Annotated in this window: 22 protein-coding genes; 13 read left to right on the top strand and 9 right to left on the bottom strand. The window is 65.5% G+C overall.

The features are described 5' to 3' along the window. Nucleotides 1–16: 16 nt before the first annotated feature. The 3 genes from ADBZ9O_RS20965 to ADBZ9O_RS20955 all read left to right on the top strand — a co-directional run bounded on the left by ADBZ9O_RS20965 (nucleotide 17) and on the right by ADBZ9O_RS20955 (nucleotide 3,506). Entirely contained in the window at nucleotides 17–949 is a 933-nt protein-coding gene (locus ADBZ9O_RS20965) for a transglutaminase-like domain-containing protein (protein ID WP_526533352.1), read from the top strand. Further along, the gene (locus ADBZ9O_RS20960; RefSeq protein WP_526524847.1) at nucleotides 942–2,003 is read left to right on the top strand and encodes a zinc-binding metallopeptidase family protein; all 1,062 of its coding nucleotides are present in this window, start codon (nucleotides 942–944) and stop codon (nucleotides 2,001–2,003) included. The genes ADBZ9O_RS20965 and ADBZ9O_RS20960 overlap by 8 nt, the downstream gene beginning before the upstream one ends. Nucleotides 2,004–2,117: 114 nt before the next feature. Beyond that, on the top strand, nucleotides 2,118–3,506 hold the full coding sequence (locus ADBZ9O_RS20955; RefSeq protein ID WP_526524846.1) for an alpha-amylase: 1,389 nt from the start codon (nucleotides 2,118–2,120) through the stop codon (nucleotides 3,504–3,506). Nucleotides 3,507–3,516: 10 nt separating this feature from the next. Here the strand turns inward: ADBZ9O_RS20955 and ADBZ9O_RS20950 are convergent, their stop codons facing one another. From ADBZ9O_RS20950 to ADBZ9O_RS20925, 6 genes are all read right to left on the bottom strand, one after another. Then, nucleotides 3,517–5,655 (bottom strand): DNA gyrase subunit A, encoded by a 2,139-nt coding sequence (locus ADBZ9O_RS20950; protein WP_526524845.1) that lies wholly within the window; start codon nucleotides 5,653–5,655, stop codon nucleotides 3,517–3,519. Between the two features lie 9 nt (nucleotides 5,656–5,664). Next, nucleotides 5,665–7,698, bottom strand: coding sequence for a toprim domain-containing protein (locus tag ADBZ9O_RS20945; protein WP_526524844.1), 2,034 nt, complete (start codon nucleotides 7,696–7,698; stop codon nucleotides 5,665–5,667). A 196-nt stretch (nucleotides 7,699–7,894) separates the two neighbouring features. Next, nucleotides 7,895–8,167 (bottom strand): hypothetical protein, encoded by a 273-nt coding sequence (locus ADBZ9O_RS20940; RefSeq protein WP_526524843.1) that lies wholly within the window; start codon nucleotides 8,165–8,167, stop codon nucleotides 7,895–7,897. A 64-nt stretch (nucleotides 8,168–8,231) separates the two neighbouring features. Beyond that, the gene (locus ADBZ9O_RS20935; RefSeq protein WP_526524842.1) at nucleotides 8,232–8,465 is read right to left on the bottom strand and encodes a hypothetical protein; all 234 of its coding nucleotides are present in this window, start codon (nucleotides 8,463–8,465) and stop codon (nucleotides 8,232–8,234) included. 176 nt (nucleotides 8,466–8,641) lie between these two features. Further along, nucleotides 8,642–9,643 (bottom strand): SDR family oxidoreductase, encoded by a 1,002-nt coding sequence (locus ADBZ9O_RS20930; RefSeq protein WP_526524841.1) that lies wholly within the window; start codon nucleotides 9,641–9,643, stop codon nucleotides 8,642–8,644. Then, the gene (locus tag ADBZ9O_RS20925) at nucleotides 9,640–10,101 is read right to left on the bottom strand and encodes a MerR family transcriptional regulator (RefSeq protein ID WP_526524840.1); all 462 of its coding nucleotides are present in this window, start codon (nucleotides 10,099–10,101) and stop codon (nucleotides 9,640–9,642) included. Before ADBZ9O_RS20925 ends, ADBZ9O_RS20930 begins: the two co-directional genes overlap by 4 nt. A gap of 102 nt (nucleotides 10,102–10,203) precedes the next feature. On the opposite strand from ADBZ9O_RS20925, the gene ADBZ9O_RS20920 reads away from it, so the two are divergent. After that, a complete protein-coding gene (locus ADBZ9O_RS20920; RefSeq protein ID WP_526524839.1) occupies nucleotides 10,204–11,049 on the top strand; it encodes a DUF3097 family protein in 846 nt (281 codons plus the stop codon). Here the strand turns inward: ADBZ9O_RS20920 and ADBZ9O_RS20915 are convergent. Continuing rightward, complete coding sequence (locus ADBZ9O_RS20915) at nucleotides 11,046–11,624, bottom strand: hypothetical protein (protein ID WP_526524838.1); 579 nt, start codon at nucleotides 11,622–11,624, stop codon at nucleotides 11,046–11,048. The two genes, ADBZ9O_RS20920 and ADBZ9O_RS20915, sit on opposite strands and share 4 nt — an antisense overlap. A 265-nt stretch (nucleotides 11,625–11,889) precedes the next feature. On the opposite strand from ADBZ9O_RS20915, the gene ADBZ9O_RS20910 reads away from it, so the two are divergent. Further along, entirely contained in the window at nucleotides 11,890–13,233 is a 1,344-nt protein-coding gene (locus ADBZ9O_RS20910; protein ID WP_526524837.1) for a replication-associated recombination protein A, read from the top strand. Between the two features lie 19 nt (nucleotides 13,234–13,252). Here ADBZ9O_RS20910 and ADBZ9O_RS20905 read toward each other — a convergent pair whose 3' ends face one another. Next, on the bottom strand, nucleotides 13,253–14,563 hold the full coding sequence (locus ADBZ9O_RS20905; RefSeq protein WP_526524836.1) for an MFS transporter: 1,311 nt from the start codon (nucleotides 14,561–14,563) through the stop codon (nucleotides 13,253–13,255). 203 nt (nucleotides 14,564–14,766) lie between these two features. Then, nucleotides 14,767–15,054, bottom strand: a complete 288-nt coding sequence (locus tag ADBZ9O_RS20900; protein WP_526524835.1) for a GlsB/YeaQ/YmgE family stress response membrane protein — start codon at nucleotides 15,052–15,054, stop codon at nucleotides 14,767–14,769. A gap of 145 nt (nucleotides 15,055–15,199) precedes the next feature. Here ADBZ9O_RS20900 and ADBZ9O_RS20895 point away from each other — a divergent pair, with 145 nt between their 5' ends. From ADBZ9O_RS20895 to aroC, 8 genes are all read left to right on the top strand, one after another. Continuing rightward, the gene (locus tag ADBZ9O_RS20895) at nucleotides 15,200–15,697 is read left to right on the top strand and encodes a hypothetical protein (RefSeq protein ID WP_526524834.1); all 498 of its coding nucleotides are present in this window, start codon (nucleotides 15,200–15,202) and stop codon (nucleotides 15,695–15,697) included. Nucleotides 15,698–15,856: 159 nt separating this feature from the next. Further along, complete coding sequence (locus ADBZ9O_RS20890; protein WP_526533350.1) at nucleotides 15,857–16,246, top strand: secondary thiamine-phosphate synthase enzyme YjbQ; 390 nt, start codon at nucleotides 15,857–15,859, stop codon at nucleotides 16,244–16,246. A gap of 130 nt (nucleotides 16,247–16,376) precedes the next feature. Beyond that, nucleotides 16,377–19,079: an alanine--tRNA ligase gene (alaS, locus tag ADBZ9O_RS20885; protein WP_526533348.1), complete on the top strand. Its 2,703-nt coding sequence runs from the start codon at nucleotides 16,377–16,379 to the stop codon at nucleotides 19,077–19,079. A gap of 4 nt (nucleotides 19,080–19,083) precedes the next feature. Next, nucleotides 19,084–19,590: a Holliday junction resolvase RuvX gene (gene ruvX / locus ADBZ9O_RS20880; protein WP_526524833.1), complete on the top strand. Its 507-nt coding sequence runs from the start codon at nucleotides 19,084–19,086 to the stop codon at nucleotides 19,588–19,590. Then, complete coding sequence (locus ADBZ9O_RS20875) at nucleotides 19,583–20,842, top strand: endolytic transglycosylase MltG (protein ID WP_526524832.1); 1,260 nt, start codon at nucleotides 19,583–19,585, stop codon at nucleotides 20,840–20,842. The genes ruvX and ADBZ9O_RS20875 overlap by 8 nt, the downstream gene beginning before the upstream one ends. Then, a complete protein-coding gene (locus tag ADBZ9O_RS20870) occupies nucleotides 20,839–21,663 on the top strand; it encodes a shikimate dehydrogenase (protein ID WP_526533346.1) in 825 nt (274 codons plus the stop codon). Before ADBZ9O_RS20875 ends, ADBZ9O_RS20870 begins: the two co-directional genes overlap by 4 nt. 11 nt (nucleotides 21,664–21,674) lie before the next feature. Further along, on the top strand, nucleotides 21,675–22,112 hold the full coding sequence (locus tag ADBZ9O_RS20865) for a prepilin peptidase (protein WP_526524831.1): 438 nt from the start codon (nucleotides 21,675–21,677) through the stop codon (nucleotides 22,110–22,112). Nucleotides 22,113–22,157: 45 nt separating this feature from the next. Next, on the top strand, nucleotides 22,158–23,384 hold the full coding sequence (gene aroC, locus ADBZ9O_RS20860; RefSeq protein ID WP_526524830.1) for a chorismate synthase: 1,227 nt from the start codon (nucleotides 22,158–22,160) through the stop codon (nucleotides 23,382–23,384). Nucleotides 23,385–23,386: the final 2 nt, after the last annotated feature.

Genomic DNA, 23,386 nt, shown 5'->3' with positions numbered 1-23,386 from the left:
GTTCGCCGACGGGCCGATACCGTCACCGGCCGGTCCGGGGGGAAGCCGAAGCTACCGGATCACCCACCGCACCGACTACCGCTACTCCGATGTGGTCACCAGCTCCTACGGTCGCGGATTCCTCACTCCACGTGATTCGGTGCGGCAACGCTGCCTGACCCATGAGCTACACATCGATCCCGAGCCTGCGGACAGCTCGACCAGCCGCGATGTCTACGGCAACATCAGTTCCTACTTCCACGTGACCCAGCGGCACTACGCGCTGAGCGTGACCAGCCGCTCGGTGGTGGAAGTGGACCCGCCACCGCCTGACCTGTACGGCGCGGGCGCAGCGCTCGCACCGTGGGAGATCTCGCGCCCGGTCGGACCCGAAGGGGCACTTGCCACCGAATTCACTATCGATTTGCAGCAACCTGAGATCACCGACGCCGTCCGCGAGTACGCCGCACCGAGTTTCCTGCCGGGTCGGCCGCTGATCGAGGTGCTCACCGACCTCAATGCCCGCATCTTCGATGATTTCACCTATCGGTCGGGCTCAACCACGGTGTCCACGAAGGTGAATGAGGTTTTAGCGGCGCGAGAAGGGGTATGCCAGGATTTCGCGCGGCTGGCGATCGCCTGTCTGCGCTCGAACGGGTTGGCGGCCAGCTACATTTCGGGTTATCTGGCCACCGACCCACCCCCTGGTAAGGAGCGGATGGTGGGTATCGACGCCACCCATGCGTGGGCGGCGGTGTGGACGCCGCAGAATCACTGGCTGGGACTGGATCCCACCAATGACCAGATGGTCGACGAGCGCTATGTCATTGCCGGCTGGGGACGCGACTACGCCGACGTGCCACCGCTACGCGGCATCATCTACACCGATTCTGAGCGCAGCGTCATCGATGTTTCCGTCGATGTCGCGCCTTATGACGGTCCAGCAGCAGGAGTCCTACAACATGCGTGATTTTATTTGTCCCAACTGCGGTCAGCATCTGGCGTTCGAGAATTCGGTCTGTCTTTCCTGCAGCAGCAAACTGGGCTTCTCTCTCGACGCGATGGCATTCCTGGTGATCGCGAAGGGTGAGGAAAGCGAGCACGGCGGCGCGGTAGATGCCAACGAGTACCAGTTGTGCGCCAATCTGCATGCGGCCCAGTGCAACTGGCTGGTCAAGGTGGCGCCGGTGCGGCAATTGTGCATCTCGTGCGCATTGACCAGGACCCGGCCCAATGACGCCGACAAACCGGCAATGGCAGCGTTCGCCGTCGCGGAACAGGCCAAGCGACGGTTGATCGTCGAGCTCGTCGACCTCAAGCTGCCCATCGTCGGTCGAGATGTCGATCCGAATTACGGTCTGGCGTTCGATCTGCTATCGAGTCAGTTCGAGAAGGTGTTCACCGGTCACGAAGACGGGGTCATCACCCTCGACCTCGCCGAGGGCGATGACGTGCACCGTGAACAACTGCGCATCGCGATGGAAGAGCCCTACCGGACGCTACTGGGCCATTTCCGGCATGAGATCGGGCATTACTACTACTACCGGCTCGTTGGCGCCGCATCGCAGTACCAGGAGCGGGCCCGCGAACTGTTCGGTGACGCCGAGTCCGACTATCAGGCCGCGCTGGACCGGCATTACAGTCAGGGTGCTCCGCCGGGGTGGGCGAAGAGCTACGTCTCGTCCTACGCGACGATGCATCCGGCCGAGGATTGGGCGGAGACCTTCGCACATTATCTGCATATCCGCGACACCTTGGATACCGCGGCGGCTTTCAGCTTCGCCCCGGCTTCGGCAACGTTCGAGCGACGCAGCCTGGGCCCCAGTGGATTTGATTCCCTCATCGAGATGTGGCTGCCGCTGTCTTGGGCGCTGAACATGGTGAACCGGTCGATGGGTCACGACGATCTGTACCCGTTTGTGCTGCCCGCCAAGGTGTTGGAGAAGATGCGGTTCATTCACACCGTGATCGACGAGGTCACCTCCGACCCGAAGAAGTTGGCGGCTGCCGCAAGCCCGGCCTGACGCCTGCCACAGGAAATGGGTCGGGTACCGGGTCGCTGGGCACACGCTCGGTATCCGTACATCTATGAGATCAACACCTGGCCTTGGCTGACCGAGCTCAGCGAGACTACCGGCGTGGCTGTCGATCTTTCGACAGTGCCCGACGCGCAGTGGGATGCCATCGCCGACGCGGGATTCGACGCGGTCTGGCTGATGGGGGTATGGGAACGCAGCCCGGCTGGCGTTGCTATCGCGTTGGCTGAGCCTGATCTGGTCGACGGGTTTCGGGTTGCGCTTCCAGATTGGGCGCCGCAGGATGTCGTCGGATCCCCTTACTGCATAAGCAATTACGGTGTCGCCACGCATCTGGGTGGCCGCGCTGGGCTGGCCGTGGCGCGGTCGGCCCTCGCGCAGCGCGGCGTGGCCCTGATTCTCGACTTTGTTCCCAATCACGTTGCTCCCGACCATCCGTGGACGACAGCGCATCCGGAGTACTTCGTCGAGGGCACATCGCAGGACCTGCTTTCTGCTCCTGGGGGGTTCATCGACGTCGAGGGCAGAGTGCTCGCACGGGGAAAGGACCCGTACTTTCCGGCGTGGCCGGACGTCGTGCAGCTCGACGCGTTCTCGCCGACGTTGCGCCAGGCGATGGTGGCGACGCTGCGTGACATTGCCGGTCAATGCGATGGTGTGCGATGCGATATGGCGATGCTGGTGATCAACGAGGTCTTCGCCGGGACATGGGGCGACTACGTCGGTGACGCGCCGGCCGAGGAATACTGGCCGATGGTGATCGGCGCCGTGCACCAGAGCCACCCGAATTTCAGCTTCATCGCCGAGGCGTATTGGGACATGGAATACGCATTGCAGCAGCAAGGGTTCGAATTCTGCTACGGCAAAACGTTCTACGACCACCTCGTAGCGGGCGATTCTCGCGCGGTGCGCGCGCACCTGTCGGCCGATGTCGGCTTCCTGGCGCACCTGCTGAGCTTTGTGGAGAATCACGACGAGCCCCGCGCAGCGGCGGTGTTCGACCCCGCCAGGCAGATGGCTGTGACGCTGACCATGCTGACCCAGGTCGGTGCCCGCCTGGTGCACGATGGGCAGTTGACGGGCCGGACGGTGCAGCTGCCGGTATTTCTCGGCCGCGCGCCGCGTGGCGGTGGCGATACCGAGCTGCAAGTGTTCCACCACTCTTTGCTGGACGTGCTGCGGGACAGTACTTTCCGCACCGGCGAATGGAGCCTTTGTGGCATCTCGGGTGGGCCGGAGACTTGCTCTGACCACCTGGTTGCATGGTGCTGGGACGGTGACCGTCGTTGGCTCATCGTCGTGAACCTCAGTGCCGCAGCAGCCTCGGGTCGCGTCATCGTGCCCTGGGCCGATATGGCGGGCGGGACCTTCCGACTCTCCGATCCGCTGACCGGTCACAGCGTCGTGAGTCCGGGGGAGCAGCTGCGCACTGGTTGGGACGTTGAACTGGGTCCTTGGCAGTGGCATCTCTTCGACGTCGAACCGAGCTAGCAGCCGCCGGTCACTGAGCAGGTGTGACGTCGCTGCCGGAGCCCTTGATCGAAGCCTTCGCGCGCTTCTCGGCTCGTACCGCTCTGGTGCCGCGCACGAACCCGGTGGCCGATACCGTTGCCGCCAGCACAGCGACCTCGCCGTTGGTGAACGGATGGAAGCCGACCCCGGCGCCGCCGCGGCCTTTCACCGGGATATCGGCCACTTCGGTGACCTTCCAACCCTTTTCTGAGATCGACAGGATGGCCTCGCCGTTCTCGCAGGTGAGCGGCAAGGCGGCTATCACCTCATCGCCGTCGCCGGCTAGCTTCACTCCGGCCACACCGTTGCCGGCCGCGCCCTGTGGATTCACCGCGGCGGGATCGATCCGCAGTATCTTTCCACGTCGGGTGACCAACGCCAGGTGGTAACCATCAGCCAGCACACCTGAGCGGACCAACCCGGTGATATCCGGTGCCACCGGGATATCGCGGATCTTGAACGGCAGACCGCTGCCATTGGTGAACTTCACTCGCCCGTCGGTCCATACCGCCCAGCCCAGACCCGAGGTGAGCAGTTCGCCATGGCTGTCGGAGAACACCCCCCGGTCATCAAGGCGCCAGGAGGTGTTGACTTTGCGTTCGCGGGCGCCGTCTTCGTCGGCGCTGGATGCGATCGGTGTGGCGTCGAAGTCCAGCACGGTTCGGCGGTCGAACTCGGGCCCCTTGAACAGCTTTGCCGTCTCGACCAGTTCTTTGTCGATGACCACCCGGCGTGCATCGGGATTGCCCACCAGCTCGGTCAGCTCGGCGAACTCGGTATCCAGCTTCTCCGCTTCGGCCTGCAGTTCGATGACGTCGAGTTTCGTCAGGCGTCGAAGCTGTAGCGCCAGAACATAATCGGCCTGAACGGCATCGATCGCGAACCGTTCCTGCAACCCGGTGCGTGCTTCGTCGACTGTGTCGGAGCTTCGAATGACTGCGACGGCAGCATCAATGTCGAGATGGATTTGCATCAGGCCGGACACCAGGTGGCGCCGGTCGGTGACCTTGTCCAGCCGGTACTCGCTGCGCCGCAGTACCACCGAGTCCCGAAGGTGCAGGAACGCACCGATCAGTTCCCGCACCGACCACCAGCGCGGTACCCGGTCCTCATCGAGGGCGACCAGGCTGGCGGCGAACGTCGATTCCAGCGGTGTCAGGGCAAGTAGCTGCTCACGGATGGTCTCGGCACTGTGTCCGCGCTTGGCGGTGACCACGATCCGCAGTCCGTTGCGGCGGTCGGTCAGATCCGACATATCCGCCACGCCGGACAGCTCCCCGGATTCGACCAGTGCCCGAATCCTCTCCTGCACAGTGTTACTCGCTACACCGGGGGGTAGTTCGGTGACGATGACGTTCTTGCCGTCGACGGACACCGTGCCGCGCACCGTGAACTGCCCGCGACCGGTGGTGATGTATTCCCGCAGCCCTGTTTCGCCGACCACGGTGGCTCCGCAACCCCAATCGGGACCGGGAATGAGTTTGACCAACCTGTCGTCGGTCATGTTCGGGGTCTTCAGCAGCGCCCGGCAGGCGGCCATGATCTCGCGTGGATTATGTGCAGGCACCTTGGTGGCCCAGCCTTCGGCGATGCCGACGGCACCGTTGCACAGCAGCACGGGCCACTGGGCCGGCAGCACTGTCGGCTCGATCCACTCGCCGTCGAAGGTCGAGACCATCGGCACGGCGTGGTCGGCGAGTTCGGCGGTCAGCGCGGCACCGGGGGCCGACAGCCGCATCTCGGTGTAACGGTCGGCGGCGGGGATGTCCCCCTGAATGCGGGGGAATGCGCCCTGTCCGTCAATGACTTTCACCCGCTGGAACTCGGCGGCCATCAGCGCCGCGGCGCCGTACATCGATGCGCCGCCGTGCGGGTGCAGGTTGCCGGTGACGGCCGAGCAGACCTTCGAGGACTTCTGCGGTTTGTTGCCAGGTAGCAGCCGTGAGTCATACATCTGATACAGCAGGCGGCGTTGGCCTGGTTTGAGGCCATCGAACGCCGATGGGATGGCGCGGTCGCTGACGCTGTAAAGCGCGAAGGTCAGCTGGTAGTGGTTCCAGTAGTCATCGGCACTCTGATCGAGGACCAGATCCGGATTCTGCTCAGGAATATCGAGGGTGGCGGTCACGGTAATCTCCTACGTCAGGTCGAGCGCTGCGGTATCGACGCGGGAGGCGACATCGGCCATCCACGTGCGCCGGCCCTCTGGTGGCCCGCCGAACAGGGTGTGGTGCAGTTTCGGATCGCCGTCGTCGAGGTGCACCCGAATCACCGTGCGCCGCTGCGGATCAAGCACGGTGTTCCAGAAATCATCGGCATCCATCTCGCCGAGACCTTTATTGCGTTGCACCTCCACCTTGCGTTTGGAGGTGGCCTTCAACTGCGCCACGGCGGCATCGCGCTCGGATTCGTCTTGGCAGTAGATCCGTTCTTGGCCGTCTTTGACCACGAACAGCGGCGGCAACGTCACGTAGACCATCCCGGCCTTGACGAGTGGTCGGTAGAAGTCCAGGAACATCGAGATCAGGCTGGAGTTGATGTTGCCGCCGTCGGGGTCTGCATCGGAGGCGAACAAGATCCGGTCGTACCGGCAGGATTCCGGATCGCAGTTGTCCCTGATCCCGCAGCCCAGTATCCGCTCGATCGAATCGAATTCGTCTTTGATCCGCGCCTTGCTCACAGTGAACCCATAGACGTTGGGCGGCTTGCCTTTCAGCGGGAAGGCTGCCTGGAAGGTGGCGTCGCGCGCCGCCTTGATAGTCCCGAGAGCGGAATCACCCTCGCACAGGAACAGCTCGGCACCTGAGCCCCGCCCGGTCTCGCGGCTGGGCAGCAGCTTCGGCGGAAGCGAGAGATTCGTGCCGAGACCCTTGGCTTTCGACGCCGCCCGCGACCGGGCCTTGGCGCCCTCGGCGCTGCGCCGCGCCCGCGCCGCCTCCAGCGCCAGCTGGGTCCATCGCGTCACCGCGTCGCCATTGCCGGGGTTGGCCGCCCAGATCGTGACGCTGCGCGCCACGTCCGGGGCCATCGCCACGTTCAGAGAGCGCGATGACACCGCGGTCTTGGCTTGGGAGTCCCACGACACATCCGGCGCCCGTGTGTCGACGGCGAGCGCGGTCACCGCGGCGAAATCCTGTGGCTCCGGGCCGTCTTCGCCCTTGGCCAGACCGAGGTCGCGGATCCGGGATGCGCGGTCGGCCAGGGCTTCGGACAGCCCTTTGACCGCGGCGGTCAGATGGGAACCGCCACCGGGGGTGCGCACGGTGTTGCAAAACGCCGCGACGGTGGCCGGTTCGGCCGGGCCGGCGGTCAACGACCAGCGAAACGGGGTCGGGCCGCGCCCGGTGGTGTACTCGCCGCGGCCGTCCACCACGGCACGCACGCCGGGTACCGGCGTACCGGCTGCGGTGCACATGAGGTTGAGCAGGGTGTCGGTACCCCACGGCCCGCTGAACGGCTCGATCAACTCGGGCCGGATGACCTCGCCCGGCCAGCCTTCGTCGATGACCACCAGGTGCACGCCCGGGGACATCCGGGCGGCGGCGTGCGCTCGCAGCAATACCTCGTTGATATCGGCGCTGGAGTCCGGCACCACAGCGGGGTCGAACAGAATGCGCACTTCTGTGCCGTGGGCGTCGGGTTTACGGTTCGCGGTGCCGCGCAGCTTCTGATTATCGACCCGGGTGAATGGGGCGTTCGGGTCGAAGTCCGTGCCCTCGAACACGCCGGGATAGCCGCTGCCGAAGCTTTGCAGGTAGGTCTTCCCGGCGCGGCGGACGGTGACGTCGGTTCGTGCGGAGATGAAGACCGCCGCTGCGGCACCGATCCCATTGAGCCCGGCACCTGTGCTGGCGGCATCGATGTGTGCGGAGAACTTGCCACCCGCCCGTGCGGTACCCAGCGTCTTGACGATGCCGTTCTTTCCATTCGCCGGGTCGGAGTCGACAGGCAGGCCCCGGCCGTCGTCAGCGACGCTGACCGAGCCGTCGGCGTGCAGGGTGATGGTCACCGTAGACCCGCCATGGTCGGGAACGGCAACCTCTTCGACCGCGTTGTCCACCAGCTCGCGCAACGCGGTGTTGAGTACGTCCAGCCCGAGGTTCACCGCCGGCCGCAGGCGTGTGTGCTGGACATCGTCGAGCTCGGTGATGTCGGCGGCGGTGTAACTCACTGCTCGTCCTTTCCATCGAGGCCGGGGAGGGACGACCGAAACATGCGGGGGCCCTGCCGGCGATCCACTCGGCAAGCGGGGGTGTGCCGCAAGGAATGGTAGACGGCCGGTCGGACATCTTGGCGTAGGCTTTGGCGGCGGCGAGCGGTCGGGCATGTCTACTGCAGGGTTGACGCCGCTGACGTCCGGGTGACTCTTATCGAGAATCGGCCCGGCTGACCGAGACCCATCCGGCGGTGCGGGCACTGGTTACGATGGCGTCGGCCACCAGCGCCTGTTCGAGGCCGTCATCGAAGCTCGGGTAGTCAGGTGAGGCAGGCGGGCCCCCAGCGCTGATGGCTCCATATACGTTGCGGTGCAGTGCTTTGAATGCATCGGCGAAACCTTGCGCGTGGCCGGCCGGGTAGTCGCCGAATGAGGGTCCACCCACCGCCGACGCCGCCGAGTTCGCGTGCCGAGGCGTGGTCACTTATCGATGAACTTGGCGCCGCTTGGCCTCAGGAATGGTTCGCTACGCGACGCGGGTGCCGAAGCTAGAGCAGACCCAGCGGTCGACAGACATTGGACAACGGGTTCCAGTACTCGCCCGGCGCACAGTTGTCCGCCGGACGCGGCGTCTGGCAGGTGTTGGTGATCGGATCCCAGAATTGTCCGTTGACGCAGTTAAGCGGCTCTGCTGAACCGATCCCTGCGCTGATCAGCGACGCGGCGGCGATGGGACCGGCGGCAAGGACGGCAATGGTCGAACGGCGTAGAAGACTTCGCATGAATTGATCTTGCCCGAGAACGCTCGTTGCTAAACCCCAGTCGGTAGAGTTGGGTCCAGAAGTCATCGAGCGGATGATTGAACTCGGCGCTGACCCAACGGGCGGCAACCAAGTTCAGGGCGCCGGAGCGGGAGCGCTCCGGCCCGGGCGAGGCCGTATGTTGCGGTGAGCCCGGTCTAAGCGACCAGGCTCGCACCGGTGGCCGCGATCGCGTCTGCGGCTGAAATCGGCTGCCAACCAAGCAGTTCGGTGGCTTTGGTCGTCGAGATGAGCTTCGGTGGGCCGAGCAGTCCGGCGAGTTCGCGCAGGGGCGGGACGGCTTTCGTCGCGGCCCGCACCAACCAGTCGGGGATGTCGTGGGTGGGCACGCGGCGGGCGGCTGGACCCAGCCGGGACCGCAGTATCGCGGCGATCTCGGGCATGGTCAGCGGTTGACCGGCCGCCGCGAGGAAGCGTTCGCCTGCCGCGGCCGGGTGGGTCATGGCGCGCAGGTGAAGATCGGCCACATCGCGGACGTCAACCACCGCGAAGGACGCCCGCGGCAGGATCGGGGGAACGCCGTCGAGCAATGCCTTGATGATCCCGATCGACGTCGAGAAGTCTTGACCGAGAACGGGTCCGAAAACGCCGACCGGGTTGATCACCGACAGTTGTGGGCCGTCGGGATACCGAGCCGCGAAATCCCATACCGCTCGCTCTGAGAGGGTCTTGGACTTGATGTACGGTGCCTGGCCGACCGGGTCCGTCCAGTCCGTCTCGTCATAAGGCAGTCCGGAAGGCTTGGGGGAGTAGCCGATTGCGGCGAACGACGAGGTGACCACCACTCGTCGGACCCCGGCCTGGCGGGCGGCGTTCAGAACGCGCAGGGTGCCGTCTACGGCGGGCGCGATGATTTCGTTCTCGTCTTTGGGTTTGGCCGGCGGGAACGGGGACGCCACATGCAGCACGTAGTCGCAGTCGGCGACAGCCGCCGCCCAGCCGCTATCGGAGGTGAGATCGGCTGCAGCGAAGGTCAATTGCGCATTCTCGGTTGCATCAAGGGTGGCCCGGACTTGGGCTTCGCGCTGCAGCGACCGGACGGTGGTGCGCACCTGATGGCCGTCGTCGAGCAGGCGTTTGACGGTGTGGCCCCCGATGAAACCGGAGCCGCCGGTGACAAGAACCCTGGTGTCGGTCATGGCAGTGTCAGCAACCTTTCGGAGAGTTCCAGAAGTTGGGGGATGAGCCGCTGCGCGCCGGCGTCGTCGCCGCGTTCCCTGGCGGCCCACATCTGCGCTTTCGCGCAGACGTACTTCTCGCGCAGCTGTAGCCGGCTGATTTCGGTGTGCAGGCGTTCGGCGTTCTGTTCGAACAGTTGGCGTTGACCAGCTGCCGCGGCCGGTCCGCGTCGCATGTTCTGCACATAGACGCGCATATCGGCCACGCTCATCCCGGTTTCGCGCAGGCAGGCCAGCGATTCCACCGCCTGTGCCAGCTCGGGCGGGTAGCGGCGATGCCCGCTGCTGTCGTCGCGGGGGACGGGGTCGATCAGTCCGATCCGCTCGTAGTAGCGCAGCGCCGATTCGGCCAGACCGGTGCGGCGGGCCAGCTGCTGGATAGTCAGGTCCGTCGCGGCGATGGGCGTGCTCGTGCTCATGACAGCCACTATGCCGAACTTGAAGTGCTTTAAGTCAAGCTGCGCCGACGGCCTCGGTGTGGCAGACCGTCGAAGAGCGCAGAGCTTTCTAGGATCGCCTGCGTGACTGACCGCTATGGACGTGATGTACTGGCCGGCCCGCGCCAACCGAACCGGCCCCGCTCCACCGAGCATCCCGTCGAATTGGGCATGGTCGTCGAGGACGCGGAGACCGGTTACGTCGGCGAGGTCGTGGTGATCGACGGCACCCGGGTCGAGCTGGAAGATCGACACAATCGTCGGCGCCGCTTCTCGCTGGGCCCCGGCTTCCTGCTCGACGGTAAGCCGGTGATCCTCACCGCGCCCGCACGTAAGGCCGTTGCGCCCGCCGCGCCGGCCCGAACGGCATCAGGTTCGGTCGCAGTGACCGGAGCACGTGCGCGTACGGCCCTGGCCAGCCGCATCTATGTCGAAGGCCGACACGATGCCGAGCTCGTCGAGCAGGTCTGGGGCGACGATCTGCGGATCGAAGGGGTCGTCGTGGAATACCTGGGCGGCGTCGATGACCTCCCGGCCATCGTGGCCGAATTCGATCCCGATCCGCGCCGTCGACTTGGTGTGCTCGTCGACCACCTGGTCAGCGGTTCCAAGGAAGCCCGGATCGCGGATACCGTCCGGCGCGGTCCGGGAGGGGCGCACACGCTGGTCGTCGGTCATCCGTATATCGATATCTGGCAGGCAGTGAAACCGGAACGGCTCGGTCTGACGGCGTGGCCGGTGATCCCGCGCTCGATGGAGTGGAAGCACGGGATCTGCGAGGCATTGGGCTGGCCGCATGCCGACCAGGCGGATATCGCCAGGGCGTGGCAGAAGATCCGGTCGCGGGTGCGCGACTGGACTGATTTGGAACCGGCGCTGATCGGGCGCGTCGAAGAGCTGATCGACTTCGTCACCGCACCAGCGGATTAGGAACAGATACTCGGTCTGCCGGCGAGATAGTTGCAATTGTCCGGGAACCGATCGACCACCGGTGGTGCCAAGCCGCCGGTGAACCCCAGCGTGAACGGTCTCTTTTCCATGCCCGCCTGCCCGCCGCACACCGCGCCGTGCACCACGGTGTGGGTGCCCGCATTGGTGGAGCCGTCGAAGGCGTAGGTCTCAGTACTCGGTGCGACGCTGCTGTCCGGGCATTGGATGCCTTCGGCGGAGGTGAACTGGAAGGTCCACAAGTCGCTGGTAAGCACGGCTCTACCGCTGAAATTGAGCAGGCGTTCATCGCGGGTGAGCTTCTTGGGCGTGCTGCTGGTGACGATCGCGGTGCAACCCAGTGACTGGATGGTCTCGTCGGTGTAATCGGACTGTGCGCGGGTGCCATTGGCCTGGATGCAGATGCTCTGGATCTGCCAGGTGGCGGCGGGTGCGCCCGCCTCGTTGAATGTGTAGTAACCGTCGGCTGGCGGAACGATGGCGGCGGCCGGGGCCGCGACGGCCATGGCGACAGCAGCGGCAGCAGGGATCACGCTGAGCCGGCGGAGGACGGTCATCCGTCAGGTCTATCACTAACGGGTCGGCGGAGGTAGCTGGCCGCCGGAATGCCGCACGTCATGCACCGAGAAATGCCCGGCCCCGTGCCGACAGCCGGTAGCCGATATCGAGGCTGATGGTCAGACCAAGTCCCTTGAGCTGACGCACCCGCCGCTTGAACCGCGGCACGTCCAACCCGACGCGCCGGCGAGATCCGGTGCCCGCACCGCCTCGTCGGCGGCGTGTGCCCGGGCGCCGGCCAGCGCGGGATGGTAAGCCTGAACCGTGTCCGACGGCTTGTTCGATGTCCCCGGGCCGGACGGCCGCTCAGACGAACGAGCCTTCACGGCTCCGCCACCGTCGGCGCCGTTGGCAGTGCGGATGCGCCCGATGTCCCTCGACGAGGTCGTCGGCCAGGACCATTTGCTGCGTGACGGGTCGCCACTGCGGCGTCTGGTCGACGGCTCCGGGGCGGCTTCGGTCATCCTCTACGGTCCGCCGGGAACCGGTAAGACCACGCTGGCGTCGCTGATTTCGCAGGCCACCGGCCGGCGTTTCGAGGCATTGTCGGCGCTGTCTGCCGGGGTCAAGGACGTGCGGGCCGTTATTGATGTTGCCCGGCGGGCGGCCGTACACGGGGAACAGACCGTGCTGTTCATCGACGAGGTGCACCGCTTCTCCAAGACCCAGCAGGATGCACTGCTGGCCGCGGTGGAGAACCGCATCGTGCTGCTGGTCGCGGCGACCACGGAGAACCCGTCGTTCTCGGTGGTGGCGCCGCTGCTGTCGCGGTCATTGATCTTGCAGCTACAACCGCTCAACGTCGGGGCGGTGCGTGCGGTCGTGGAGCGCGCCATCGCCGACCCGCGTGGGTTGAACGCGGCGGTGACCGTCGATGACGACGCGGTGGAGCTGTTGGTGCAGCTGGCCGCCGGTGATGCCCGCCGAGCGCTGACCGCGTTGGAAGTCGCATCAGAAGGCGCGGTGTCCGGCTCGATTTCCGTCGAGACCATCGAACAGTCGCTGGACAAGGCTGCGGTGCGCTATGACCGCGACGGTGACCAGCACTATGACGTCGTGAGTGCCTTCATCAAATCGGTGCGGGGATCCGATGTCGATGCGGCACTGCACTATTTGGCCAGGATGCTGACAGCGGGGGAGGACCCGAGGTTTCTGGCCCGCCGGTTGATGATTCTGGCCAGCGAGGATATCGGGATGGCCGACCCGACCGCACTGCCGACGGCGGTGGCGGCGGCGCAGACAGTCGCGTTGATCGGGATGCCGGAAGCGCAGCTGACGCTGGCCCATGCCACGGTCCATCTGGCGACGGCACCGAAGTCGAACGCGGTCACCACGGCGCTCGCGGCGGCGATGGCCGATATCAAGGCCGGTAAAGCCGGGTTGGTGCCGCCACATCTGCGCGACGGGCACTATTCGGGTGCCGCCGCCCTGGGTAACGCCCAGGGCTACAAGTACGCCCACGATCACCCCGGTGGTGTTGCGTCACAACAGTATCCGCCCAACGAACTGGTCGGTGTGGACTATTACCATCCCACCGGCTACGGCGCTGAGCGGGAGATCACCGGTCGACTGGAGAAACTGCGTGCGATCGTGCGCAGGCGATCCTGACTGGCACCAGCCCGACTTATCAGGGTTGCTCGGCGCCAGCCGGAAGCGGCTTACCGGCCATGTCCCGTACGCCGAGCACACATAGCAGTGATATTGCTGCGGCCGCAGCAATATAGAGACCGGGTGCCAGCGAGTTACCGGTGCGGTCTATCAGCCAGATGGCGATGTACGGCGCGGTTCCGCCAAACAACGCCGCGCTGATGTTGTAGCCGATGGAAAAGCCCGTGTACCGGTCTCGGGTAGCGAACATCTCGACGCCTGCGGCGATCGCCGAAGACAAGAAGATCGACTCCAAGATGGCCAGCCCGCTCTGGGCGGCAGCGGCGCCCGCGAACCCGGCGCGGTGCATGACGATGAACAAGGGATACGCCAGCACGGTCATTCCGAGGGCGCCGGTGATCAATAGTGGGCGCCGGCCGAATCGGTCGGACAATAGGGCGAAAGGCAGCACCAGTGCCAACGTCACGATCGCGGCAATCGTCGTCGAGATGAAGGCCTCGGCCCGGGTGAAGTTCAAGGTCTTGATGAAATATGTTGGCAAGAAGGTGAATACGATATAGAAACCGATGTGGGCGACGATCAGCATGCCGGTCAGCCGCAGTATCGCCGGCCACGACGTGTTGATGACCGTCCGCGCCGTCGGTGCGGTTGTGGGTTCTGCATGCAGCTGGGCGAATAGCGGAGTGTCCTGCCGGAGTCGCATCCTTAAGTACAGACCGACCAGACCGAGCGGGCCGGCGAGCAAGAAGGGTATTCGCCAGCCGACGGTCTCCATCAGCGTCGGGGGCAGAGCGGTTTCGAGCACCGTCACCACGACTGAGCCCAACAGGAAACCCAGTGTTGCCGACCAGCCCATCATCGACACTGCGACCCCACGTCGGCGATCGGCGGCGTGCTCGGCCAACAGCACGGCACCGCCGCCGTACTCGCCACCGGCGGCGAAGCCCTGTACGCAGCGAAGAACGAGCAGCAGGATCGGTGCTGCGACGCCGATGTCGGCGTAACCCGGGAGCAGGCCTATGCCCACCGCGGCCGCAGAGGTGGTCATGATGACCGCAGACAGCAGTCGGCGCATACCAATGCGCTCCCGTATCGGGCCGAGCACCAGCGCTCCGATCGGACGGGCGAAGAATGCGGCGGCAAAGATAGCAAAGGTGTTCAGCAGTGCTGCGGTCTCGTTGGCAGTCGGGAAGAAGTGAGCTGCCAGCATTGTCGCGAGGTATCCGTAAACGGCGAAGTCGTACCACTCGACTGCATTGCCGATAACGGCACCTTGGACTACGCGGCGAAACGCAACCCGATTATCTGACGGTGCGCCATTCTGTGTCACGAGCCCCCTTATCGCCGCATCAACGCATTTCGGCGGTCAGGATATGTCGACAGTTATTCCGCCGCCACGGCGACGTCCAGACATTCGAATTCGGGGCGCACCCGACATGGTCGATATTGTGGACCTGCCGTTGCAGAGCCCAGACAGCAGCGATCCCGGCTGACGCGGAGGCTGGTCAGCCGGGATCGACGTTGAAAAGGTGGTTATCGGCGCATCATCCCGGTCCGTCGCTTGCCGGTGAGAGAAGCGACGATGGCCACGCCGACGGCGGCGACGATGACCTGAACGAGAAGCTCAAGCCAGTCAATTCCGTTGGTGGCGGTGGGGATTCCGATCGCGCGAGCCAAAAAGGTGCCCAGGAACGCGGCAACGATGCCGACGAGAATGGTCACGAGCATGCCGATGGGCTGCTTGCCGGGCAGCAATAGGCGGCCGAGAACACCGACCACGATGCCGATCAGGATTGCAGTGATGATGCCGGTGATGGTCATGGATTCCTCCAGGTGAGCGGATCAAGCGGAAGTAGTGATGCAGCTGACATACCCCACGGGTGACGTAGTCAAACGAAGTCGTCAATTTTTATGAATCGCGTTCTGATGACGGTGAGTTGCCATGGCGCGCAGAATGATCAATGTCATGATGATCAGCACAAACCAACGCGTCTGGGTGCGCAGGCTCACGCTCGGTGTCGTTCTGATCACCTGCGTCGGCGGCGGGGCGTTTGTGCTAGTCAGCCGTCCACACGGTGACTGCGTCGTGGTGGGTGACATGATGCGGACGTACTCCGACTTTCAAGCCGCCAACCCGCCGACGGTGCAGACCGAAATCGATGCACAACAACAGGTTGCGACGGCCCACGCCGAGGCCGCGACGGCCGACGTCCTACACCGGCAGGCGCGCGATATCAGTCGGACCGAACTGCGGACCGCCGCGGACACCTTCGCTGACGTCGTGGCCTCGTCGGCGCAGGCTCAACTCGACGCCGCCGAGCAGCTGCCCGAACTCGACCCATTTGACGCCGTCCTGCCCGCGCTGGCGCCCGAGGAGCTCACGGCTGGTAGGTCCCTTGTCGGCGCCACCCACGTCCTGCTGGTGGCGTGCCCGTCCGTGCCGCGTCCTGTCGGACTCGACTAGTGCCGAATCGTCTCGCTCGTCCTCGGTGCTCGTTCCTCGCACCGCATCCTCGACTCGATTAGGGCCGGAATTGTCTCGCTCGTCCTCGCTGCTCGTTCCTCGCAACGCATCCTCGACTCGACTAGTTTCAGCCGCATGGCCGCCCGCATGGACACCGACGTGCTCGATATCGATACCGCGCGCCGCAAGGCCGTGGACCTGACCGATGACGTGCGGCGGTTCTGTGCCAAACACACCGATGGCCTGTGCAACATCTTCATTCCCCATGCCACCGCAGGCGTGGCGATCATCGAAACCGGCGCGGGTTCCGATGATGACTTCCTCGAGGCCCTGGAACGGCTGCTGCCGCGCGATGACCGCTACCGGCATTCGCACGGGTCACCCGGTCACGGAGCTGACCACGTCCTGCCGGGCATCGTCTCACCGTCGGTGACCCTGCCGGTGCAGGACGGGCGACCGCTGCTGGGAACCTGGCAAAGCGTCGTGCTGATCGACCTGAATCGGGACAACCCCCGTCGCTCGGTCCGGCTGAGCTTTGTCAACGCCTGACGACGCGTGAGGATGCGCTGATCGGCACCCTGTGCGCGCCTCGTTCGTTGCCTTTTCACCGGCTGTGACCAGACCGGTACTGTAGGGCGGTCGAAAGACACCGATACATAAACCCAGGGAAGTGACGACGTTGCAGACACACGAGATCAGGAAACGGTTCCTCGATCATTTCGTGAACGCGGGCCACACCGAGGTGCCGAGCGCCTCGGTGATCCTCGATGACCCCAACCTGCTGTTCGTCAACGCGGGCATGGTGCAGTTTGTGCCGTTCTTCCTGGGTCAGCGCAGCGCACCCTGGGACCGCGCAACCAGCGTGCAGAAATGCATCCGCACCCCGGATATCGAAGAGGTGGGCATCACCACCCGCCACAACACTTTTTTCCAGATGGCCGGAAACTTCAGCTTTGGTGACTACTTCAAGCGGGGCGCCATCGCGCTGGCGTGGGACCTGCTGACCAACTCCGTCGATGAGGGCGGTTACGGGTTCGATCCCGAAAAGCTCTGGGCGACAGTCTATCTCGACGATGACGAGGCTGCCGATCTGTGGCGGGAGATCGCGGGTCTGCCCGTCGAGCGGATCCAGCGCCGCGGGATGGCCGATAACTACTGGTCAATGGGAATCCCCGGGCCGTGCGGGCCGTCCTCGGAGATCTACTACGACCGCGGTCCCGAATACGGCATCGAAGGCGGGCCTGAAGCCAACGAGGACCGCTATATCGAGATCTGGAATCTGGTCTTCATGCAGAACGAGCGTGGAGCGGGCACCAGCAAAGAGAACTTCGAGATCCTCGGCCCGCTGCCGCGACAGAACATCGACACCGGCATGGGTGTCGAGCGGGTGGCCTGCCTGCTCCAAGGTGTCGACAACGTCTACGAGACCGACCTGGTCCGCCCAGTGATCGACCTCGTCGCGTCGATCGGCCCTCGCGGTTACGGCGTCGGTAACCACCAGGACGACGTCCGCTACCGGATCATCGCCGATCACAGCCGGACTGCGGCCATCATCATCGGCGACGGTGTCAGCCCCGGTAACGACGGACGCGGCTACGTGTTGCGACGACTGCTGCGCCGGGTCATCCGCTCGGCCAAACTGCTCGGTATCGACACCCCGATCGTCGCGCAGCTGATGGCTACGGTCCGCGACGCAATGGGCCCGTCGTATCCCGAGCTGGTCACCGATTTCGACCGGATCAACCGCATCGCGGTGGCCGAGGAGACGGCGTTCAACCGCACGCTGATCGCGGGTTCCCGGTTGTTCGACGAGGCGGCTGAGACCACGAAATCATCAGGTGCCAGCGTGTTATCAGGTACGGATGCGTTCACCTTGCACGACACCTACGGTTTCCCCATCGACCTCACTTTGGAAATGGCTTCGGAGGCGGGTCTTTCCGTCGACGAGGGCGGATTCCGTGAGCTGATGAACGAACAGCGTCAGCGGGCCAAGGCCGATGCCGCGGCCCGTAAACACGCACACGCCGACCTGACTGCGTATCGCGAGCTGGTCGACGCCGGCCCGACGGAGTTCACCGGGTTCGACGAGTTATCTTCGCAGGCAACCATTCTCGGAATTTTCGTCGATGGCAAGCGGGTGCCGGTGGTGGCGCACGGCGGTGAGGGCGACGCTCCCGATCGCGTCGAGATCGTGCTGGACCGCACACCGCTATACGCCGAATCCGGTGGGCAGATCGCCGATATCGGTTCACTTTCGGGCACCGGCGGTGCGGCCAAGGCGCAAGTGACCGATGTCCAGAAGATCGCCAAGACACTGTTCGTGCACCGCGTCAACGTCGAATCCGGTGAGTTCGTCGAGGGCGATACGGTGACTGCCGAGGTCGATCCGAAGTGGCGCCACGGTGCCACCCAGGGCCATTCCGGTACCCATATGGTGCATGCGGCGCTCCGACAGATCCTTGGCCCGGAAGCCGTTCAGGCAGGTTCGCTGAACCGCCCCGGTTACCTGCGCTTCGATTTCAATTGGCAGGGCCCGTTGAGCGAAGAGCAACGCGACGAGATCGAGATCGTCGCCAACGAGGCCGTCGAAGCCGATTTCACGGTGAACACGATGTACACCAAGTTGGAGAAGGCCAAGGCGATGGGCGCGATGGCACTCTTCGGCGAGGCCTATCCCGAGGATGTCCGTCTGGTCGAGATCGGTGGTCCGTTCTCCCTTGAGCTGTGCGGTGGCACGCATGTCCGAAATTCCGCGCAGATCGGACCCATCACCGTGCTCGGAGAGGCCTCGGTCGGATCCGGTGTGCGTCGCGTCGAGGCCTTCGTCGGGCTGGACTCGTTCAAACATCTGGCCAAGGAACGCGCATTGCTCGCGGGTCTGGCGTCATCGCTGAAGGTGCCTTCGGACGAGGTGCCCGCCCGGGTCGCGAATCTCGTCGACCGGTTGAAGGTCGCCGAGAAGGAGATCGAACGGATGCGCCGGGCCACCGCGCAGTCTGCTGCGGCAAATGCTGCCGCTGGTGCAGAGCGAGTCGGTAAGGTCCGTGTTGTGTTGTCACGGTTGCCCTCCGAGAATGGGGCGGGGCCAACGGCGGCAGACCTTCGTTCGTTGGTGGGCGATATCCGGGGCAAGCTGGGCAACGAACCCGCGGTGGTGGCGCTGATCGCCCACGGTGAAAACGATGCCGTGCCCTATGTCATCGCTGTCAATGCCGCCGCCCAGGACCTGGGTCTGCGCGCCAACGATCTGATCGGCACGCTTGCATCGGCGGTCAACGGACGCGGCGGAGGCAAAGCCGATCTCGCACAGGGCTCGGGTAAGGATCCGACTAATATCGATGCGGCCCTTGATGCCCTGCGTGCGGATATCGCCCGGAGCTAGCTGAGTGACCTCATGCGAACACCGGCTGCCCGACCGGCCCGGCGGTGACGACCCAGGCCGCGGCAGGCGGCTCGGTGTCGATGTGGGCAGTGTCCGGATCGGGGTGGCCATCAGCGATCCCGACGGAATCCTGGCCACCCCCGTGGTGACGGTGCGCCGCGACCGGACTGCCAAACATCTTCATCGGTTGAGCGCGCTGGTCGCCGAATATGACGCCGTCGAGGTGGTGGTCGGACTGCCGCGCACCCTCGCCGACCGGACCGGCCCGGCGGCGCAGGCGGCGATCGAGTTGGCCGAGCTTCTGGCCCAACGCATCTCACCGATCCCGGTACGGCTGGCCGATGAACGTCTGACCACCGTCACCGCGCAACGGTCGCTGCGGGAGGCCGGTGTGCGGGCCAAGGGGCAGCGCGCCGTCGTCGATCAGGCCGCCGCGGTGGCGATTCTGCAGAGCTGGCTCGATCAGCGCCGCACGTTGGCGCCGCCGTCTGAGGAGGCGACCGATGACTGACGAATGGGACGACGTAGGCGACGGGGAGGGCCGTGCGCAGCCGGTCGCGGTCGGTCCGCCGCGCTACCGCAAGAGCCGGGCGGCGCGGATGCGCGCCGAACGGCGTCGACGCCGCACCCGCACCATCGGAACGCTGTCGACGGTGGTGTTGATACTGGTGGTCGTCGCCACCGTGTTCCTGGGCTCAAAGCTCTGGCACAGCATGTTCGGGACGCCCACCGACTACACCGGCGACGGTGGCAGCGATGTGGTGATTCAGGTCCATGACGGCGACTCGACCACCGCGATAGCGCAGACCTTGCTCGACCATCAGGTGATCGCCACCGTGCCGGGCTTCGTCGCTGCCGCGCAGGGCAACTCGGCGATGCAGGCCATCCAGCCCGGGTTCTACAAGGTGCGCACCGAGATTCCGGCGGCCAAGGCGGTTGAGCGTCTCGTCGACCCGCAGAACCGGGTGGGCAAGCTGACGATCCCGGAGGGCCGTCAGCTCGATGACATCACCGATGCCAAAACCAATGACGTGACGCCGGGCATCTTCTCGCTCATCTCCCAGGCCACCTGCGTCAGCCTCGACGACGACCGCAAATGCGTCTCTGCCGACGATCTGCGGACCGCAGCGGGTGCGGGCCCACCGGAATCGCTTTCGGTACCGCAGTGGGCGATGAAGCCGGTCACCTCGATGGGTTCTGATCATCGCAGGATCGAAGGGCTGATCGCGCCGGGCACCTGGAACGTCGACCCCGCAGGCAAGCCCGCCGACATCCTCACGGCCCTGATCACAGCCAGCACCACCAAATACACCAAGGGTGGGCTGCTGGACACCGCGGCGACGATGAACATGTCGCCCTACGACATCCTGGTGGTCGCGTCGCTGGTGCAACGCGAAGCCAAACCCGATGACTTCGCCAAGGTGGCGCGCGTCATCTACAACCGCCTCGGTGAGCACCGCAAGCTGGAATTCGATTCGACGGTGAACTATCCGCTGGATCGGCAGGAGGTGGCCACCACCGACGGTGACCGAGCGGAAACCACGCCGTGGAACACCTATGCGTCCGAGGGGCTTCCGGTCACCCCGATCTGTTCGCCCGGTGATCAGGCGCTGGCCGCCGCAGAACGCCCTGAACCGGGGGACTGGCTGTACTTCGTCACCATCGATCTGCAGGGCACCACGTTGTTCACCAGGGATTACGAACAGCACCTGGCCAATATCGAACTGGCCAAGCGCAACGGCGTCCTCGACAGTGCCCGATAGGTAAACGATTGCCTCCCGCCCCCCGCACAGGCCCCCGTCGGGCCGCGGTACTGGGTTCGCCGATCGCCCATTCGCGGTCCCCCCAGCTGCACCTGGCTGCGTACCGCGCGCTGGGCCTGGCGGACTGGACCTACCAGCGCATCGAGTGCACCGCCGATCAATTGCCCACGCTGGTCGGCGGATTCGGCCCGGAATGGGTCGGGCTGTCGGTCACCATGCCGGGAAAGTTCGCGGCCCTGGCGTTTGCCGACGAGCGCACTGCGCGTGCAGACCTGGTCGGGTCGGCCAACACTTTGGTGCATACCGCGACAGGCTGGCGGGCGGATAACACCGATATCGACGGGGTGACGGGCGCGCTGGGGTCGGCCGGCCCCACCGGCCTCGTCTTGGGTGCCGGCGGTACCGCACCGGCTGCCGTGGTCGGGCTGGCTGCCCTTGGTGTGCAGCAGGTGACTGTGGTGGCCCGCAATCCCGACAAGGCCGACCGACTGCTGGGCGTCGCAGAGGCCGCCGGCGTTAGCGCGCACTACTGCCCGCTCGACGGGCCAGGTCTGGCATCGCATGTGGCTGCGGCATCCGTCGTGATCAACACCCTGCCTGCCGACGCCGCGGCCGGGTACGCCGCGGCCGTCGCGTCAGCACCGGTACTGCTGGACGCGATATATGACCCGTGGCCGACCCCGTTGGCCGCCGCGGTGATGGCAGCCGGAGGCACGGTGATCAGCGGCCTGCAGATGCTGCTGCATCAGGCGTTCGCCCAAGTCGAACTATTCACAGGCAGACCTGCTCCGCGAGCACAGATGGCTGCCGCGCTCGGCTAGCGTCCGCGGGCATGGGGGATGGTTTCGGTCGGATCGCCACCGGTATTGCGCTGATCGCCTGGATGACGTCGCTCAGCGTGGTCGATATCCGCGAGCATCGGCTGCCGAACATCATGACCCTGCCCGGCGCAGCGGTCATCCTGATGTGCATGTCGCTGTTCGGGCGGGGGCTGCCCGCCCTCGGCGGTGCGGCTGCGCTGGGCGGCGCGTACCTCCTCGTGCACCTGGTGGCACCGACCGCGATGGGGGCCGGCGACGTGAAGCTGGCGGTCGGCCTCGGTGCGCTGACCGGCGCGCTCGGCACGCAGGTGTGGGCGCTGGCCGCGCTGGGAGCACCGCTGGTGACGGTGGGATGGGCGGTGCTCGCCCGGCGGCATACGGTGCCGCACGGGCCGTCGATGTGCCTGGCCACCTCCGCGGCCGTCGCACTGGCCGAAATCACAGGTTGACGGCGGATTACGTCTTGGAATACCGCACGTGGGAAGATGGGACGCGTGTTGCGATGGACGACTGCCGGCGAATCTCATGGCCGTGCGCTGGTAGCCATGGTCGAAGGCATGGTCGCCGGAGTGCAGGTCACTTCGGAGGACATCGCCGACCAGCTGGCCCGGCGCCGACTCGGCTACGGCCGCGGCGCCCGGATGAAATTTGAGAAGGATCAGGTCACCGTGCTGACCGGTGTGCGTCACGGCAGCACACTGGGCGGCCCGATCGCCATCGAGATCGGCAACACCGAATGGCCCAAATGGGAAACGGTGATGGCCTCTGATCCCGTCGACAGCGACACACTCGCCCAGGAAACCGCGCGCAATGCGCCGCTGACCAGGCCGCGCCCCGGGCATGCCGACTATGCAGGCATGCTCAAATACGGTTTCGACGACGCACGCCCCGTGCTGGAGCGCGCCAGTGCCCGCGAAACCGCGGCTCGGGTGGCTGCCGGCACGGTGGCCCGGCATTTCCTGCGCCAGGCGCTCGGTGTCGAGGTGCTGTCGCACGTCATCTCCATCGGAGCCTCAGATCCGTATGTCGGACCGCCGCCGCAGGCCGGTGACCTCGAGGCCATCGACGACAGTCCGGTCCGCGCCTTCGACAAGGCGGCCGGGGAGCGGATGATCGTCGAGATCGAGGCCGCCAAGAAGGACGGCGACACCCTCGGTGGGGTGGTCGAGGTGGTCGCCCAGGGGTTGCCGATCGGTCTCGGGTCCTTCACCAGCGGAGACAACCGGCTCGACGGACAACTCGCCGCGGCGGTGATGGGCATCCAGGCCATCAAGGGTGTGGAGATCGGCGACGGTTTTGAGACCGCGCGCAGGCGCGGCAGCGTCGCGCACGACGAGATGTACCCCGGTGCCGACGGAATCGTGCGGTCCACCAACCGCGCCGGTGGCCTCGAGGGCGGGATGACCAACGGACAGCCGCTACGGGTGCGGGCAGCGATGAAGCCCATCTCCACAGTGCCGCGGGCGCTGGCCACCGTCGATATGACCACCGGCGACGAGGCGGTCGCCATTCACCAGCGGTCAGATGTCTGCGCCGTCCCTGCGGCCGCCGTGGTGGTGGAGACGATGGTCGCGCTGGTCCTGGCGCGGGCGGTGTTGGAGAAGTTCGGCGGCGATTCGCTGGCCGAGACCCGGCGCAATATCGATTCGTATCTCCGCGCGGTGGCCGAGCAAGAACCGGCGGCGGGCGTGACGGCCGAACCGGCCCGGGTGACGGGTTAGGT

Origin of the sequence: Mycobacterium sp. (assembly GCF_965229105.1) — a bacterium.
Taxonomy (GTDB): Bacteria; Actinomycetota; Actinomycetes; order Mycobacteriales; family Mycobacteriaceae; genus Mycobacterium.
Note: the sequence above shows the minus strand (reverse complement) of the source record. Positions and strands in the feature narration are given on the sequence as shown.